The organism is Streptomyces scabiei 87.22 (genome assembly GCF_000091305.1).
GTDB classification, from domain to species: Bacteria; Actinomycetota; Actinomycetes; order Streptomycetales; family Streptomycetaceae; genus Streptomyces; species Streptomyces scabiei.
On record NC_013929.1, the window covers coordinates 3,035,908 to 3,052,944 of the forward strand.

The 17,037-nt window shown below is 70.3% G+C and carries 13 protein-coding genes; 9 read left to right on the forward strand and 4 right to left on the reverse strand.

Translation table 11 applies throughout. The features are described from left to right. Positions 1 to 118: 118 nt before the first annotated feature. Positions 119 to 298, reverse strand: a complete 180-nt coding sequence (locus tag SCAB_RS12660; protein WP_005479907.1) for a hypothetical protein — start codon at positions 296 to 298, stop codon at positions 119 to 121. A 607-nt stretch (positions 299 to 905) separates the two neighbouring features. On the opposite strand from SCAB_RS12660, the gene SCAB_RS12665 reads away from it, so the two are divergent. From SCAB_RS12665 to SCAB_RS12700, 8 genes are all read left to right on the forward strand, one after another. After that, positions 906 to 4,820 (forward strand): sensor histidine kinase, encoded by a 3,915-nt coding sequence (locus SCAB_RS12665; RefSeq protein ID WP_013000458.1) that lies wholly within the window; start codon positions 906 to 908, stop codon positions 4,818 to 4,820. A gap of 9 nt (positions 4,821 to 4,829) precedes the next feature. Next, the gene (locus tag SCAB_RS12670) at positions 4,830 to 5,243 is read left to right on the forward strand and encodes a roadblock/LC7 domain-containing protein (RefSeq protein WP_005479910.1); all 414 of its coding nucleotides are present in this window, start codon (positions 4,830 to 4,832) and stop codon (positions 5,241 to 5,243) included. A gap of 111 nt (positions 5,244 to 5,354) precedes the next feature. Further along, a complete protein-coding gene (locus tag SCAB_RS12675; protein WP_013000459.1) occupies positions 5,355 to 5,753 on the forward strand; it encodes a DUF742 domain-containing protein in 399 nt (132 codons plus the stop codon). Then, positions 5,734 to 6,309 carry a GTP-binding protein gene (locus SCAB_RS12680; protein WP_013000460.1) on the forward strand — a complete coding sequence of 192 codons (576 nt, stop codon included), beginning with the start codon at positions 5,734 to 5,736 and terminating at the stop codon, positions 6,307 to 6,309. The genes SCAB_RS12675 and SCAB_RS12680 overlap by 20 nt, the downstream gene beginning before the upstream one ends. Before the next feature lie 398 nt (positions 6,310 to 6,707). Further along, positions 6,708 to 9,953 carry a sensor histidine kinase gene (locus SCAB_RS12685; RefSeq protein WP_173402869.1) on the forward strand — a complete coding sequence of 1,082 codons (3,246 nt, stop codon included), beginning with the start codon at positions 6,708 to 6,710 and terminating at the stop codon, positions 9,951 to 9,953. 10 nt (positions 9,954 to 9,963) lie between these two features. Next, positions 9,964 to 10,377: a roadblock/LC7 domain-containing protein gene (locus SCAB_RS12690; protein WP_005479603.1), complete on the forward strand. Its 414-nt coding sequence runs from the start codon at positions 9,964 to 9,966 to the stop codon at positions 10,375 to 10,377. A gap of 98 nt (positions 10,378 to 10,475) precedes the next feature. Then, on the forward strand, positions 10,476 to 11,045 hold the full coding sequence (locus SCAB_RS12695) for a DUF742 domain-containing protein (RefSeq protein WP_013000462.1): 570 nt from the start codon (positions 10,476 to 10,478) through the stop codon (positions 11,043 to 11,045). Continuing rightward, positions 11,026 to 11,607, forward strand: coding sequence for a GTP-binding protein (locus SCAB_RS12700; RefSeq protein WP_013000463.1), 582 nt, complete (start codon positions 11,026 to 11,028; stop codon positions 11,605 to 11,607). The genes SCAB_RS12695 and SCAB_RS12700 overlap by 20 nt, the downstream gene beginning before the upstream one ends. A 249-nt stretch (positions 11,608 to 11,856) precedes the next feature. Here the strand turns inward: SCAB_RS12700 and SCAB_RS12705 are convergent, their stop codons facing one another. The 3 genes from SCAB_RS12705 to SCAB_RS12715 form a co-directional block, all read right to left on the reverse strand. Further along, the gene (locus tag SCAB_RS12705; protein WP_013000464.1) at positions 11,857 to 12,051 is read right to left on the reverse strand and encodes an acyl-CoA carboxylase epsilon subunit; all 195 of its coding nucleotides are present in this window, start codon (positions 12,049 to 12,051) and stop codon (positions 11,857 to 11,859) included. Positions 12,052 to 12,108: 57 nt separating this feature from the next. After that, positions 12,109 to 13,692: an acyl-CoA carboxylase subunit beta gene (locus SCAB_RS12710; protein WP_013000465.1), complete on the reverse strand. Its 1,584-nt coding sequence runs from the start codon at positions 13,690 to 13,692 to the stop codon at positions 12,109 to 12,111. 165 nt (positions 13,693 to 13,857) lie between these two features. Further along, on the reverse strand, positions 13,858 to 16,233 hold the full coding sequence (locus SCAB_RS12715; RefSeq protein ID WP_013000466.1) for a polysaccharide lyase 8 family protein: 2,376 nt from the start codon (positions 16,231 to 16,233) through the stop codon (positions 13,858 to 13,860). Positions 16,234 to 16,381: 148 nt separating this feature from the next. Between SCAB_RS12715 and SCAB_RS12720 the strand changes: the two genes are divergently transcribed. Then, on the forward strand, positions 16,382 to 17,002 hold the full coding sequence (locus SCAB_RS12720; protein ID WP_037724728.1) for a YceI family protein: 621 nt from the start codon (positions 16,382 to 16,384) through the stop codon (positions 17,000 to 17,002). Positions 17,003 to 17,037 lie beyond the last annotated feature (35 nt).

Below are 17,037 nucleotides of genomic sequence, written 5' to 3' on the forward strand. Positions count from 1 at the left end.
CGCCCGGCAGATGCCGGGCGCCCTTCGCACACCTACGCGGGAGTCCGCCGGATCTCGGGGAACTTCACCGGATCCACGTTGAATGCCGGGCGGCCCGTGCGCGTACTTGAGCGTGCAACTACTCCGCCGCCTGGACCGGAACCGTCATCAGGACCGTCCGGCGGGGGTTGGCGGTCTGGGAGGGGAGGTCGACGGAGTGCTCCTGCTCCGGCGTGCGCAGGTCCTCGGCGTCGGCGAGGTGGGCCAGCGTCGTGCGCCGGGGGTTGGCTATGTTGCGGAACATCGTCGTCGTCTTCACTGTTGTCCTGGACCTCGTCGTGTGCGGGCGCCGGGCGGACCGCAAGGGCCGTCCCACAAGCGCGGGTTGTCGGATTCGCCATCCCTGTAAAGCGTCAGGCTAAACATCCGATTCCCGGGTCAAGTCGTGAAGAAGGCATGATCGGCGTGTGAGTTTGCTCACTCAGTCATGGGCAAAACGGGCAATCCAGGCCAACAATGCACCTTCACGAAACAGACATAAAGCACCTGAACCTCCCATTCCGCTCCTGATCATGGCGACTGGGACACCCCGCTCACGCCAGGGGATCGCACAGGTATGTCCGTAATAAACGGAAACACCTTACACACCCGGTGACGTCGCCCTCACATGCCGTCACAGTGAACAGACCGTTATCCGTTGGCCTTGTTGCAGATCCGGCACTGTGCTGGAATTCCACGGACCGCCGCAGGATCGTGCCGGCGCGCAGAGGCGCAGTGGAAACAGCGCCTGGCGGCGGTGGGAGGGGGAGCCAGCGCCGGTCACTCACGACCACCCAATTGGGGACGTATTCAGGGCGCCCCCGAAGACGCCGACACCGTCCCGCCGTTCACACGGTGGGGCGCCTGGTCCAGAGGTTGCGACGCTAGTGCAGGGACGTTTCAAGAGGGATGGCAGCGCTTCGGCGGAGCCGGAGCCACACAACGGAACCGGTAACGGTTCCTCCCCCCAGCACGCCCAGAACCCGGGTCCGGCGGAGATCGGCGACGGCGGTGAGCGCTCCGGGCGCCCCGGCGCTTCAGCTGCTCCCCAGCAGTCCGGGAAGCCCAAGGGCGGCACCACCGGCGGGGGCACGAGCGGCTCCCGCGTAGCCCTGCGCAACTGGCGCATCTCGACCCGTCTGGTCTCGCTGCTCGCGCTCCCCGTGGTGGCGGCGACCTCGCTCGGTGCCCTGCGCATCGGCGACAACGTGGACGACATCCAGCAGCTCGACAACATGCGGCTGCTCACCGACATGACCAAGCAGGCGACCGAGCTCGCCACCGCGCTCCAGAACGAGCGCGACGAGTCGGCCGGTCCCCTCGCGCACGGCGTGAACGCCGGCGACTACACGATCAAGGGCGTCCGCGAGAAGACGGACCTGGCGCGGACCCAGTTCACCGACGCGACCCAGGCCGCCGAGACCGCGACCACCACCGAGAAGATGCCCGGTGTGCGCGACAGCCTCGTCCGGGTCGTGCGCGAGCTCTACAACCTGAGCAGCATCCGCAAGAACGCCTACGTGGACCCCAAGAACTCCACGCAGACGGTCGAGGCCTACCACCGCCTGATCGACCAGCTGCTGGAGCTGTCCACGGACATGGCCGAGGCCACCAGCAACCCGGACATGATCAAGCGGACCCGTGCCCTGGCGGCGTTCTCCTCCGCCAAGGAGTACGCCTCCGTGCAGCGCGCGGTCATCGCCGCGGCCCTGCCCGACTCCGACGACAAGGCCGGCAAGCTCTCCGAGAACGACCGGCTGTACGCGAACGCGGCGCTGGCGAACGAGGAGTCGGACCGCAGCACCTTCTCCGACATCTATGGCGGCGGCGCCGAGGACGTGACCAAGCCGATCGACGACGCGAGCCCCACCGTCGAGGCCTCCGACGTCTACGCGGACCGGGTCCTCGGCAGCGCCAGCGGTCTGGGCGGACAGGACAAGCGCTCGTACAGGGACTGGATCGACGACTCCGGTGCCAAGATCGAGCGGATGAAGAAGATCGAGGGCTCGCTCCTCGAGGAGATGGAACAGACCGCCCGCAACCTCCGCGCCGACGCGGAGCAAGAGGCGATCATCTCCGGTGCGCTGATCCTGCTCGTCCTCGGTGTCTCCCTCGTCGGCGCGTTCGTCGTGGCCCGGTCCATGATCCGCTCGCTGCGCCGGCTGCAGGACACCGCGACCAAGGTCGCCCAGGACCGGCTGCCCGAGCTGGTCAAGCAGCTGTCGGAGTCGGACCCGCAGGACGTCGACACCTCCGTCGAGTCGGTCGGTGTGCACTCCCGGGACGAGATCGGCCAGGTGGCCGCGGCCTTCGACGACGTGCACCGCGAGGCCGTCCGCCTCGCCGCCGAGCAGGCCCTTCTGCGGGGCAACGTCAACGCGATGTTCACCAACCTCTCGCGCCGCTCCCAGGGCCTCATCCAGCGTCAGCTGTCGCTCATCTCCGAACTGGAGTCGCGCGAGGCCGACCCGGACCAGCTGTCCTCGCTGTTCAAGCTCGACCACCTCGCCACCCGCATGCGCCGTAACGGTGAGAACCTCCTCGTCCTCGCGGGTGAGGAGCCCGGCCGCCGCTGGACCCGTCCGGTCCCGCTGGTCGACGTGCTCCGCGCCGCCGCGTCCGAGGTGGAGCAGTACGAGCGCATCGAACTGGCCTCCGTGCCGACGACCGAGGTCGCCGGCCGCGTGGTCAACGACCTCGTGCACCTCCTCGCCGAGCTGCTGGAGAACGCCACCTCCTTCTCCTCGCCGCAGACCAAGGTCAAGGTCACCGGTCACGCCCTGCCCGACGGCCGGGTGCTGATCGAGATCCACGACACCGGTATCGGCCTCTCCCCCGAGGACCTCGCGGCGATCAACGAGCGGCTCGCCTCGCCGCCCACCGTGGACGTCTCGGTCTCCCGCCGCATGGGTCTGTTCGTGGTCGGCCGGCTGTCGCAGCGCCACGGCATCCGTATCCAGCTGCGCCCGTCCGACTCGGGCGGTACGACCGCGCTCGTCATGCTCCCCGTCGACGTGGCCCAGGGCAACAAGAAGCCCACCCCCGGCAAGCCCGGTCAGGGCGGCCCCTCCACCGGTGGTCCGGCCGCCGCACAGGCCTCGGCCGGTGCCGCCGCCGCGCGCCGCCAGGCCGGCAACCCGTCGGGTGCCCCGCTCGGCGGCCCCTCCGCCGGCGGCGGTCTGCTCGGCGGTCCTCCGCAGCGCGGGCAGGTGGGCGCGGGCCAGGGTCCGCGGGCCGCGCTGCCCGGCAACCCCAGTGGTCCGGGCGGTCTCGGCAACCCCGGCGGCCCGCGTGGCCCGCAGGGCGGTCCGCCGGTGCCCCCGCAGGGCGGCCGGCCTCCGGCCGGCGCCGGAGCCGGCGGTTTCGGCAACGGCGGTGCGTTCGGCGGCGGTCAGGCACCCGGTGCCCCGCAGGGCCTGCAGGCCGCCGGGACCGGTGGCCCGAACGGCTTCGAGAGCTTCGACGACTCCGGGCGCCAGGGCGGCTTCCCGACCGGCTCGGGCCTGCGCCCGGCCGGCGGTCCCGGTGACGCGGGTGCGTCCCGGCCCGGCGGGGCCGACGGCGGCCCCGGTGCCGTCCCGCCCAAGCAGGGCAAGGAACGTTCCGGCAGGCGCCGTCCGCAACTGCCCGGCCGCGGTGGTCCGCGCGCCGAGCTGCCCGGTGGCAACACCTCGTCGCGGACGCCCAGCTGGAGCGACGACAACGCGCAGCCCCCGGTGCCGCGTGCCTCGCTGGACGCCCCGCGCGGCCACGAGGAGCAGCCGGACGTCACCGCGCCCATGCCGCGCGTCGCCCCCGGCCAGACCCCGGGCTCGCCCGCGGACTTCCCGCACTCCACGGGTGCCGACTTCGACAGCCGTCGCCCCGGTGCGGGCACGCCCGCACCGGACGGCACCGGCTCCTACGTCCGCTCCGACGTGTACGGCGGGACCGGTGCTCCGCCGGCACCCACCGGTCCGTCCCGCGGCGCCTCGCAGGACCCCTCGTCCACCGGCCAGTTCGCCGCGACCGGCTACGACGCCTCCGGCACGGGCCAGTTCCCGGCGCCGGGCCGGCCGAACCCGCAGGGCGCCGGTCAGTACGGTGCTCCCGGCCGCCCCGGTCCGCAGGACCCGGGACAGTACGGCGTGCCCGGCGGGCAGAACGGCCAGGGTCCCGGGCGGTACGACACTCCGGGCCGGCAGAACTCCCAGGACACCGGTCAGTTCGAGCGGCCGCAGGTGAACGGGAGCTTCGACGCTCCTCGTCAGCCGGTTCCGCCGCAGCGTCCGCCGGTGCCCCCGCAGCGTCCCGCCCGCCCGCAGGAGCCGGAGGCCCTGCCCCCGGCGACGGGTCCGATGGACGGCCGTACGCCGCTCTACGACACGCTGGAGACCAACTGGTTCCACGGTCAGGGCGGCCAGAACGGCCGGCCGGGCAACGGTTCCGCGCCCCAGCAGGCCGCCGCGCCCGCTCCCCAGACTCCGGCCGCTCCTCAGCGGCCGGCGGCACCCGCCGCGCCCGCGTCCACCACGTGGCGCAGCACGCCCAACGACGACCTGGTCCGCCAGGCCGAACGTGCCCGGCAGCCTTCGGCGGGCGGGGTCACCACCTCCGGCCTGCCGCGCCGGGTCCCGCGCGCGAACCTCGTGCCGGGCACGGCTCAGCAGCAACAGCACCAAACCGGTCCGCAGGTCTCGCGTTCGCCTGACGACGTACGCGGCCGACTGACCAATCTCCGTCGGGGCATCGCGCAGGGTCGACAGGCCGGCAACGGCCAGACCGGCAGCTTCCCGAGCCCCACTCACCAGCAGGAGCGTTAGTTGAGCCAGATGAGCCAAGCGGCACAGAACCTCAACTGGTTGATCACCAACTTCGTGGACAACACCCCCGGGGTGTCCCACACCGTCGTCGTGTCCGCCGACGGTCTTCTTCTGGCGATGTCGGAAGGCTTTCCGCGCGACCGTGCCGATCAGCTCGCGGCCGTCGCCTCCGGTCTCACCTCACTCACGGCCGGGGCGTCCCGGATCTTCGAGGGCGGGGACGTGGCCCAGACCGTGGTCGAGATGGAACGCGGCTTCCTGTTCCTGATGTCCGTCTCCGACGGATCGTCCCTGGCCGTGCTCGCCCACCCCGAGTGCGACATCGGCCTGGTCGGTTACGAGATGGCACTGCTGGTCGACCGCGCGGGCGCCGTGCTCACGCCCGATCTGCGCGCCGAACTCCAAGGCAGTCTGCTCCACTGACGCCTGCGGATCCACAGACCTCACCAAATCACCGTCCGGCCGACACAGTCCCCCCACCGGCCCCCGTCAGACGGCACGACTGACCGACCTGCTGTCCCGCTCGGAGGATCAATGACCCCGCCCACCGCTCCTCACGATCCGTACGCAGAGCCGTACGGAGACGAGGGCGACCAGCCTCTGGTTCGGCCGTACGCCATGACCGGTGGCCGGACGCGGCCGCGTTACCAGCTCGCCCTCGAGGCGCTGATCAGCACGACGGCAGACCCCGCGCACCTGTCGGGCCTGCTCCCCGAGCACCAGCGGATCTGCCACCTGTGCCGCGAGGTGAAGTCGGTGGCCGAGGTGTCGGCCCTGCTGTCCATGCCGCTCGGTGTGGCGCGGATCCTTGTGGCGGACCTCGCCGAGGCCGGACTCGTCGCGATCCACCAGCCCGGTGGCGACGAGAACGCCGGTGGCGCCCCGGACGTGACTCTGCTGGAAAGGGTTCTCAGTGGACTTCGGAAGCTCTGAATCGGGGCGGGCCACCACCTCGGCGAAGATCGTGGTGGCGGGTGGCTTCGGCGTGGGCAAGACCACGTTCGTCGGGGCCGTCTCGGAGATCAACCCGCTGCGTACCGAGGCCGTGATGACGTCCGCGTCCGCGGGCATCGACGACCTCACCCACACCGGAGACAAGACGACCACCACGGTCGCCATGGACTTCGGCCGCATCACCCTCGACCAGGACCTCATCCTGTACCTGTTCGGCACCCCCGGACAGGACCGCTTCTGGTTCATGTGGGACGACCTCGTCCGCGGCGCCATCGGCGCCATCGTCCTCGTCGACACCCGCCGCCTCGCCGACTGCTTCCCCGCCGTCGACTACTTCGAGAACAGCGGCCTCCCCTTCGTCATCGCCCTCAACGGCTTCGAGGGGCACCAGCCCTACACGCCCGACGAGGTCCGCGAGGCGCTCCAGATCGGACCCGACACCCCGATCATCACCACGGACGCCCGCCACCGCGCGGACGCGAAGTCGGCGCTGATCACCCTGGTCGAGCACGCGCTCATGGCACGGCTGCGGTAGTTCCGCACGGCCGAAGCACCACGGCTGGGCCCAAAACAGGACCCAAGTCCATAACCGCATACGCCAGTTGTCGTAGTTACACCGGAGCCGGCTGTGTCCTTTGACACGGTCGGCCTCGGTGTTCATAACGTTTCGACAGAGAAATAGGGTGGTACGACCACGCGTCGCGGTCGATCAGTACCGCTGCGCTCACTTTGTCTCCGCTTTTTGGCGGGGCTCGCTCTTTATGACCGTTTTATCTGGGACTTACATCACGCGGAATCGTTGCCTCCCAGTGTTTGGAAGTCCTCAACATGACGTGCTGGAATGCCTGAACTGCCCATTAGTCAAAGACGTACTAGGGCGTGGAGTCACCCGCGGCACGACGTAGGTGCCGGCGCCGAGAGGTTGTTGGTCGAGTGAGGCGAAGCAAGAAAGGTCCCGAGCCGTCGGCGCGGGGCAACTTCACCCCGCCGCCGCGCGGAGCGGCACCCGCACAAGTGACCGGACCGGAGCCGACGGCAGCTCCCGCATCCAGCGGAAGCCGTCTCTCCCCCCGTAACTGGCGGGTACCCACTCGCCTGAACGCGATCCTCCTCATACCCGTGCTGGTCGGCCTGGTCATGGGCGGCTTCCAGGTGAAGAGCTCGATCGACACCTGGCAGGACGCGCGGGACGCCGAGAAGGTGGCCAAGATCGTATCCGCCGCCGGTGAGTACGGCGAGGCTCTGCTCAACGAGCGCGACATCTCCGCCCAGCCGCTGCTCGACGGCGACCGGGACAGCGAGGTCGTCAAGGACGCCCGCGCCTTCACCGACGAGAAGGCCGACGCCTTCCACGCGGAGGTCGTCGGAATGCCCTCCGGACAGGGTCTGGAGCGCCGGCTGCGCCTGGTCGACGAGGCCGAGCCGCAGATCGACAAGATCCGGCAGACGGCGTTCACCCGCGCAGCCGACCCGGTGCAGACCGAAGAGGGCTACGTCACCGTCGAGCACCTCCTGGCGGAGTTCTCCAACGAGCTCGGCCTCGGTACCGGCAACATCACCGCGTACGGCCGCACGGTCTACGCGGTCACGCTCGCCAAGGGCGCCGCCTCGCTGCAGCGTTCGATCGGTACCCACCTGCTGGTCAGGCGCAGCGAGGACCCGAAGATCTTCCGCCAGCAGGTCACCGCGTTCACCTCGTACGCCTACCTGGAGAACATCGCCGTACAGGAGTACGTCTCCGGTGGTACCGAGGCTGACGCCGCGCGTCTGCAGTCGGTCATGGCGCAGAAGACCGACGAGGGCAAGAAGCAGGCCGCCGAGGCCGCGGCCAAGGACAAGAACTACGTCCCGCCGCCGGACACCATGCTGAAGATGGTCCAGGCGATCGGCAGCGGTGCCTCCACCGAGGACCTGGCGAAGCAGGGCGTCACCTACCAGAACTGGATGGCGGCCTCGACGCTGAAGTTCGAGGGTTACAGCGAGGTCGAGACCGACCTGATCGACCGCGCGGTGTCCGAGGCCGGCCAGATCGCCTCCGACGCCCAGCGCGACGCCTACGTCAACGGCGCGATCGTCATCGTGGCCCTGCTCGCCGCCTTCATCATCGCCGGGATCATGGCCCGCCAGATGAGCCGCTCGATGCGCCAGCTGCGCAACGCCGCCTTCGGCATCGCCGAGCAGCGTCTGCCGATGCTGGTCGACCAGCTCTCGCGCACCGACCCCGGCCGCGTCGACACCCGGGTCGCGCCGATCCCCATCAACACCACGGACGAGATCGGCGAAGTCGCCCGCGCCTTCGACCAGGTCCACCGTGAGGCCGTCCGGCTCGCCGCCGAGCAGGCCCTGCTGCGGGGCAACATCAACGCGATCTTCACCAACCTCTCGCGCCGCAACCAGTCGCTGATCGAGGGCCAGCTGACCCTGATCACCGACCTGGAGAACAACGAGGCCGACCCGGACCAGCTGGAGAACCTCTTCAAGCTGGACCACCTGGCGACCCGTATGCGCCGCAACGGCGAGAACCTCCTGGTCCTCGCCGGCGAGGAGCCCGGCCGCCGCTGGGACCAGCCGGTCCCGCTGATCGACGTGCTGCGCGCCGCCTCCTCCGAGGTGGAGCAGTACGAGCGCATCGAGCTGTCCGGCGTCCCGGAGGCCGAGATCCACGGCCGTGCCGTGACCGACCTCGTGCACCTGCTGGCCGAGCTCCTCGAGAACGCCACCACGTTCTCCTCGCCCCAGACCAAGGTCCGCGTCACCGCCACCCGTCTCCCCGACGGCCGCGTGATGATCGAGATCCACGACAAGGGCATCGGCCTCACCGCCGAGGACTTCGCGGACATCAACCACAAGCTGGCCAACCCGCCGACCGTGGACGCCGCGATCTCGCAGCGCATGGGTCTGTTCGTGGTCGGCCGGCTGTCCGACCGGCACGGCATCCGTGTCCAGCTCCGCCCCTCGGGCGAGCAGGCCGGTACGACCTCGCTGGTCATGCTCCCCGACGTCATCACCCACGGTGGCGGTGGCGAGCAGCAGCCGGCGGCCGACCAGTTCACGGTCTCCCAGATCATCCCGGAGCAGCAGCACGCCTTCCAGCAGCCGGCCGTGGCCCCGATGCGGACCGCCGCCGAGCTGGGCTTCGACGACAGCCGCTACGAGGTGCCGGACGACATCCGCGACCTGGACCCCGTGGGCCGCTCGCTGATGCGCGAGGAGCGCCGTGCGGCCCTGGAGTCCCAGGCGCACCAGAACCCGCAGCTGCCCCCGGGCCAGACGCCGCGCTACGGCGACGACTTCCAGTCGCCCGAGCCGTCCTACGACAACGGCGCGACGGCCTACGTGGACCAGCAGCAGTCGTTCGACCAGCAGACGGCGTACGAGGAGCCGCAGCAGCCGTCGTACGACGAGGCATACTTCGGCCAGGGCACCAACGGCATGGTGAACGGCAACGGGCACCTGCCGGGCGGGAACGACACGTTCACCGCTACCGGGGGTTACCCCGAGCCCGCCTATGCGGAGCCCGTCCAGGAGGAGCACACGGCAGCCGCCGCGAGCGCCCCGGAGACGTACGCCGGCTTCGACGAGCAGCCCTATCAGGACGACTGGCCGCAGCAGCCGCAGCAGCCGGACTACCAGAGCTCCTACCGCTCCGAGTACGCTCCGGAACCGGAATCTTCGCAGGCCGCTGACGTGAAGGAGCCGGAACGCGTAGGCTTCGACCGTCCGGGTCCCACCCCTTCCGCCGGCCACGCGCTGACCGACGCCGGCCTGCCCCGCCGCGGATCCACCGCGGGCATGGGCGGCACGAGCGCGGGCGCCGTGAACGGACGGCAGGAAGTGACCCAGGACCAGCCGACGGCCGGGGGACCGAACGGCGACTGGCGCTCGGACAACGACGCGCGCTGGCAGCAGGCCTCCCAGCTGAAGAAGCCCAAGGCGGGCGGGGTCACCTCCTCCGGCCTGCCGCGGCGGGTGCCCAAGGCCAACCTGGTCGAAGGCGCCGCCCAGACGACCCCGCAGGGAGGTCCACAGATCTCCCGCGCTCCCGAGGACGTCCGGGGCAGGCTGAGCAACCTGCGCCGGGGTGTCCAGCGGGGGCGCAACGCAAGCAGTGAAACGAACGGCCAGGCCACTAGGAATCACCACAGTGGTCCTGACAGCACCTACAACCAGGAGCGTTAGTGTGAGCCCGATGAGCCAGGCGGCGCAGAACCTGAACTGGTTGATCACCAATTTCGTGGACAACACCCCCGGGGTGTCGCACACGGTGGTGGTCTCCGCCGACGGACTCCTTCTGGCGATGTCCGAAGGGTTTCCCCGTGACCGTGCCGACCAGCTGGCGGCCGTCGCGTCGGGTCTGACCTCTCTGACCGCGGGTGCCTCCCGCATCTTCGAGGGTGGCAGCGTCAATCAGACGGTTGTGGAGATGGAGCGGGGATTCCTCTTCATCATGTCCGTTTCCGACGGTTCCTCCCTCGCCGTTCTCGCACATCCGGAAGCCGACATCGGTCTCATCGGGTACGAGATGGCCCTTCTGGTGGACCGTGCCGGTACGGTCCTGACGCCCGATCTGCGTGCGGAGCTCCAGGGCAGCCTGCTCAACTAACAGTCAGACGGTGCGTTTTGGCGTCCCGGGGCCGTAAGGTTTCGGGACGCGGCTTCCAATGAGCCATGGATGCCAGCACAGTCGGAGGAGGAGAGAACGTGGCAACACCCCCAGGCGGTTCATCGTCGGGCAACTGGTCCTACCCTGGCCAGGGGCCGGGCCAGGGTGACCAGAACCGGTACAACTTCCCCTCCGCACCGAGCCGCCAGCAGCCGTACGTACCGCAGGGCCCCGGCCCTTCGCCGTACGACCAGCCGCCGGCGCCGCGTATCCAGCCCGTGCAGCCGCAGCGCCGCACCCCCGAGCCGTCGCCCGCAGGGGCGGCGACCAACCCTCTGGTGCGTCCGTACGCCATGACGGGCGGCCGCACCAGGCCCCGCTACCAGCTCGCCATCGAGGCGCTGGTGCACACCACCGCGCAGCCGCACCAGATGCAGGGCCAGCTGCCCGAGCATCAGCGGATCTGCAACCTCTGCCGGGAGATCAAGTCGGTGGCCGAGATCTCGGCCCTGCTGACGATCCCTCTCGGCGTGGCCAGAATCCTCGTCGCCGACTTGGCGGAGGCGGGTCTGGTCGCCATTCATCAGCCCGGCGGCGACGAGAGCGCCGGCGGCCAGCCAGACGTGACACTGCTCGAAAGGGTGCTCAGTGGACTTCGCAAGCTCTAGCGGCGGTCCTTCCCGCTCCACCACCTCGGCGAAGATCGTGGTGGCGGGTGGCTTCGGCGTGGGCAAGACCACGTTCGTCGGGGCCGTCTCGGAGATCAACCCGCTGCGTACCGAGGCCGTGATGACGTCCGCGTCCGCGGGCATCGACGACCTCACCCACACCGGAGACAAGACGACCACCACGGTCGCCATGGACTTCGGCCGCATCACCCTCGACCAGGACCTCATCCTGTACCTGTTCGGCACCCCCGGACAGGACCGCTTCTGGTTCATGTGGGACGACCTCGTCCGCGGCGCCATCGGCGCCATCGTCCTCGTCGACACCCGCCGCCTCGCCGACTGCTTCCCCGCCGTCGACTACTTCGAGAACAGCGGCCTCCCCTTCGTCATCGCCCTCAACGGCTTCGACGGACAGCAGCCGTACAACCCGGACGAGGTCCGGGAGGCGCTGCAGATCGGTCCGGACACGCCGATCATCACGACGGACGCGCGGCACCGGTCGGATGCCAAGTCGGCGCTGATCACGCTGGTCGAGCACGCGCTGATGGCCCGCCTGCGGTAGGCCCGCGGCGCTCAGCCGAACACGAAAGGGGACCCCTTCCCAGCGGGAAGGGGTCCCCTTCGTCGTATGCCGGCTGCGGCCCGGTGGGGGCCGGTCGCGCAGTTCCCCGCGCCCCTGAAAAGCAAGGGCTGCGGGAGCCTGATCCTTTAGGGGCGCGGGGAACTGCGCGAGAAGCCCCACCGGCCCGCACCCGACCCACACGCGAAGGGGCCCCCTCCATTCGGAGGAGGCCCCTTCGACGAACAAGGCTCAGCGCCAGCTGTGCGGCGCCCGGAACCCCGGCTCGCGCTCCAGGCGGCGCCACCCCGCGCGCAGGCGGCCTCGGTGGGCCGGGAGGGTCTCGGCGGGCTGGGCGGCGGCACGGGCCAGGAGCAGCGCGGTGATCGCGGCCACTTCCTCGGGCTCGGCGTGACCCTTCTCGACGCGAATATCAGGCAGCTTCATGGAAGTCAGTCTCCGTGGATGAGGTTTCCGCTGGGGTACCGGGAGGGAACCGACGGGTTACTGGGGCGGGTTGCCGTGCTTGCGGGACGGCAGGTCCGCGTGCTTGCTGTGGAGCATCGCGAGGGAACGGATGAGGATCGCGCGGGTGTCCGCGGGGTCGATCACGTCGTCGACGAGGCCACGCTCGGCCGCGTAGTACGGGTGCATCAGCTCGGCCTTGTACTCCTTGACCATCCGGACCCGCATCGCCTCGGGGTCCTCGGCCTCGGCGATCTGCCGCCGGAAGATGACGTTGGCGGCACCTTCGGCGCCCATGACGGCGATCTCGTTGGTCGGCCACGCGTACGTGAGGTCGGCGCCGATGGACTGGCTGTCCATGACGATGTAGGCGCCTCCGTACGCCTTGCGCAGGATCAGGGAGATCCGGGGCACGGTCGCGTTGCAGTACGCGTACAACAGCTTGGCGCCGTGGCGGATGATTCCGCCGTGCTCCTGGTCGACGCCCGGGAGGAACCCGGGGACATCCAGCAGCGTGATGATCGGGATGTTAAAAGCATCACACATCTGGACAAAGCGCGCAGCTTTTTCCGATGCCTCGATGTCCAGGACGCCCGCGAGGGACTGCGGCTGGTTGGCGACGATGCCGACGACCTGGCCGTCGAGCCGGCCCAGCGCGCAGATGATGTTGCGGGCCCAGCGCTCGTGGACCTCCAGGTAGTCGCCGTCGTCGACGATCTCCTCGATGACCTTGGTCATGTCGTACGGCCGGTTGCCGTCGGCCGGGACCAGGTCGAGCAGGACGTCGCTGCGGCGGTCGACCGGGTCGGAGGGCTCCACACGCGGCGGGTTCTCGCGGTTGTTCTGGGGGAGCATCGACAGGAGGTAGCGCACCTCGGCGATGCACGTCTCCTCGTCGTCGTAGGCGAAGTGGGCCACGCCGGACGTCTCGGCGTGCACGTCGGCGCCGCCGAGGCCGTTCTGCGTGATCTCCTCGCCGGTGACCGCCTTGACGACGTCCGGGCCGGTGATGAACATCTGGGACGTCTCACGGACCATGAAGACGAAGTCCGTGAGGGCGGGCGAGTAGGCCGCGCCGCCCGCGCAGGGGCCCAGCATGACCGAGATCTGCGGGATGACGCCCGACGCGCGGGTGTTGCGCTGGAAGATGCCGCCGTACCCGGCGAGCGCGGAGACGCCCTCCTGGATACGGGCGCCCGCGCCGTCGTTCAGCGAGACCAGCGGGGCACCGGCCGCGATGGCCATGTCCATGATCTTGTGGATCTTCGCGGCGTGGGCCTCGCCCAGCGCGCCGCCGAAGATGCGGAAGTCGTGGGCGTAGACGAAGACCGTGCGGCCCTCCACCGTGCCCCAGCCGGTGACGACACCGTCGGTGTACGGCTTCTTGGCCTCCAGACCGAAGCCGGTGGCCCGGTGCCGGCGCAGCTGCTCGACCTCGTTGAAGGAGTCCGGGTCCAGCAGCAGCTCGATGCGCTCCCGGGAGGTCAGCTTGCCCTTGGCGTGCTGCGCCTCGGTCGCCTTCTCGCTCGGGCCGGCCAGAGCCTGGGCACGGATCTCGTGCAGTTCGGCCACTCGCCCGCGTGCGTCCGTCGGCTCACCCGGTGCCTCATCCAAAACGGTCATGTAGCGACCATACGAAGCCGAGCGAGCAAAGCGGTCCGTCGACTCCGTACAGTCTCCGGCGTGTTTTCCTGGTACCCCTGAACAGAACGTCGTCGGCATGCAGGCGAACCGACTGCTCAGGGGGTGTGGGGCTTGTAGAGGTCACACAAAGGCGCGGCGAGCGGCTCAGGGGAGAGTCAGGTCACAGGTGTGGGTGGCGCACGCCGTGCCGGGGCTGATCCGCAGCCGCAGCCGACCGCGCGCCGACTCCAGCACCTCGACGGAGGCGTCGGCCCGGATCACCTCGCGGAACGGGCCGTTCCAGATGATCTCCATCGGCTCGCCCGTGCGTGGCGGTTCGCTCACGCGGAGGGTGGCGGCCCTCCCCCGTCGGCGTACCAGCACGCAGGCCCCGGCGGAGGCCGTCAGCGGGCCCACCGTACCGGGCTGCCAGAAGACCGCGCCGAACAGCCCGAGCGAGGGGACGTGGACGGCCTGGCAGGCGCTGTCGTTGGCGGGGATCGACAACCAGCGCCGATCGGCTGCACGGGCCTCGACGGCGTGGCGGGACGCCCCGGGCATGAGCAGATAGGCGTAGCCGGCGTTCACCGGATCGGTGCCGTGGTCCAGCCAGAGGGTCTGCCAGCGCCGGGTGCGGCGCTCGGTCGTCCCGCCGGTGTTGATGTCGGACCAGGCGCCCGTGCGGTCCTCGCGGAGGGTGCGCAGGGCGGGCGCGGGGACCAGGCTGCCCCGGGTGCCCGCCGGGAAGTCCGAGAAGACCCAGCCGCCGTGGCCCTCCAGGTGCGCCCAGAGCCGGCCGCGTACGAGCGGCGGGTGCACCGTGCCGCCGCTCGCCCCCAGGTTCCGGTTGTCGACCACCGTCTCCACCGGCACCCCGTCCGCGCAGGTGACGCCCGCCCCGAGGCAGAGCACGGAGTCCGCGAGGCAGAACCACGCCTTGCGGGCCTCCAGCGTCGAGCCGAGCCCCTTGAGGTGCTGGCCGATCGCCGCGTACTCGCCGTCCGTGGTGCCGCCGACCCAGCGCACGGCGGGTTTCGGAGCGCCCCATTCGCCGCCCTCCCGGTCGGCCAGCCGCTTGGTGGAGACGGTGGTGCCGGGGAGGCGGTACCAGTCGACGGTGGGCCAGAACCAGTCCGTGTACTGGTCGCCGCGCCCGGGGGCCCACCAGAGGGTGGCACCCGCGCCCGTGTGCCAGCCGCGCGGGTTCTCGCCGTTGCCGCATTCGTAGTGGGCGATGCGGTCGGAGGCCATGGCGATGTTCACCACGAAGCCCGGACGGCGGTGGACGGCCCGGTCCATGGCGGGGAAGAGACGGTGACCGACGGGTTCGGGCGCGGCGGCGACCGGGGACGCGGCGACGGCGTGCAGCCGGGCCAGGTCCGCGACACCGAACTGCCGCGCGGTGAGGATCGGTGTGACCGTGTCCCGGGCGATCCATCCCTTGATCAGCCCGTGCCACCGTTCGCGCTCGGCGGCGGTGGCGCCGAGCGCGAGCAGGGCGAGGGCGGCGATGATCCCCTGACCGTGGAAGTGGTCGCTCCGCAGGATGTGACGGTCGTCGGCCTTGAGGTAACCGCGGCTGACGGCACGGCCGTTGACGCTGTCCATCACCAGCCCGTCATGGATCAGCGGCGCGTACGCCCGTTCGACGCTGTCGAGGACGATCTGGCGGTTCGGGTCGGTCACCTCCCACGCGGACCCGGCCAGCAGGGCGAAGAGCCTGCCCAGTCCGTCGAGCATCACCTGTCCGTACGTCCCCGAGTAGGCCACCCAGGTGTGCTGCACGAACGAACCGTCGGCGTACAGCCCGTCCCCACGGGTGACGTACGGGAAGACCGGCGAGAGGGCGTCCCGGGCCAGGGCGATCTTCTCGGGGGCGCGGCCGAGGATGCCGCGCAGGGCCACGGAGCGGCAGAGGTCGACACGGTTGGCCCCGGTGGAGGTGCCGGCGTAGTCGCGGAGCAGCGCGTCGGGGACGAAGTGGTCGATCGCCGCGCAGGCCGCGGCCCGTCGGGCGGGAGTCAGTTCGTCGTACAGGGCGGCCACGATGTCCATCAGGAGGCGGGGGCTGCCGATCTGCCACTCCCACCAGTTGCCGTAGCGGGTGGTGGCGGGGTGGTACACCGTCGCGGTGAGGTGGTCGAGGCCGCGCAGGATGTCGGCGAGGAGGCCGGCGTCGCCCGTGCGGCCGGTGCCCGGCTGTGCGTACGCCTGGGCCATCGTCCACAGGCGGCTGTAGCTCTGGGTGATGCCCGCGGGCGGGTCGAAACGGTGGCCGGGCCAGAGGGAGTCCGCGGACGGCTCCATGGCCGCGCGGAAGGCGTGGGCGAGGTCGCCGGTCTCGCGCAGTCGGGTGGCGTAGGGCTCGGCGGCGGGGTCGTAACCCTCGCCGAGTGCGAGCCCGAGCCAGCGCCGGCGGAGGGTGTCGTACGCGTCGTCGCCCGGGGCGGTCCGGTCGGCGGCGTGCGCGGCGGGCGGTGGCGCGGCCGCCAGGGCGGCGGTGAGCAGCAGGACGGTACGGCGCGTGGGGGTCATGCCCATGCCGTCTACCATCTCGCCCGGCGGGGATCAACAGTGAGTGACGCGACGATCACCGTGGCGATAAGGTTGAAACTTGAACGGAATAGGTCTACGGTGGGACGTGTTCAGTTCGTTGAACATTGAACGACATCACTCAAGGAGTCACGTCATGGGCATCTTCGGCCGCACCAACACGACCACCGAGACCGCCACCGCCACGGCGACCACCTCCGCGGTGAACCCCGACCTCGCCGCGCTGACCGGTGACTACACGATCGACGCGTCGCACACCACGATCGGCTTCACCGCCCGCCACGCCATGGTCACCAACGTCAAGGGCGGGTTCCTGGACTTCTCCGGCAGCCTGCACCTGGACGGCTCGGACCCGTCCCGGTCCACCGCCTCCATCGACGTCAAGATGGACAGCATCGACACCGGCAACGCCGACCGTGACGGTCACCTGAAGAGCGCGGACTTCTTCAGGACGGACGAGTTCCCGACGATGACCTTCCGCTCCACCGAGGCGGTCGCCCTCGGGGGCGACGACTACCGCATCACCGGTGACCTCTCGATCCTCGGCACGACCAAGCCGCTCACCATCGACCTGGAGTTCAACGGCGCCGCCAAGGACCCCTTCGGCAACGAGCGCGTCGGCTTCGAGGGCAAGGCGGAGATCCTGCGCTCCGAGTGGGGCCTCACCTGGAACGCGGCCCTGGAGACGGGCGGCGTGCTGGTGTCCGACAAGATCAAGCTGACCTTCGACATCTCGGCGATCCGCTCCGCGGGCTGAGACCTGTCGGGGACTCGGGTTCGACGAAGCGTGAG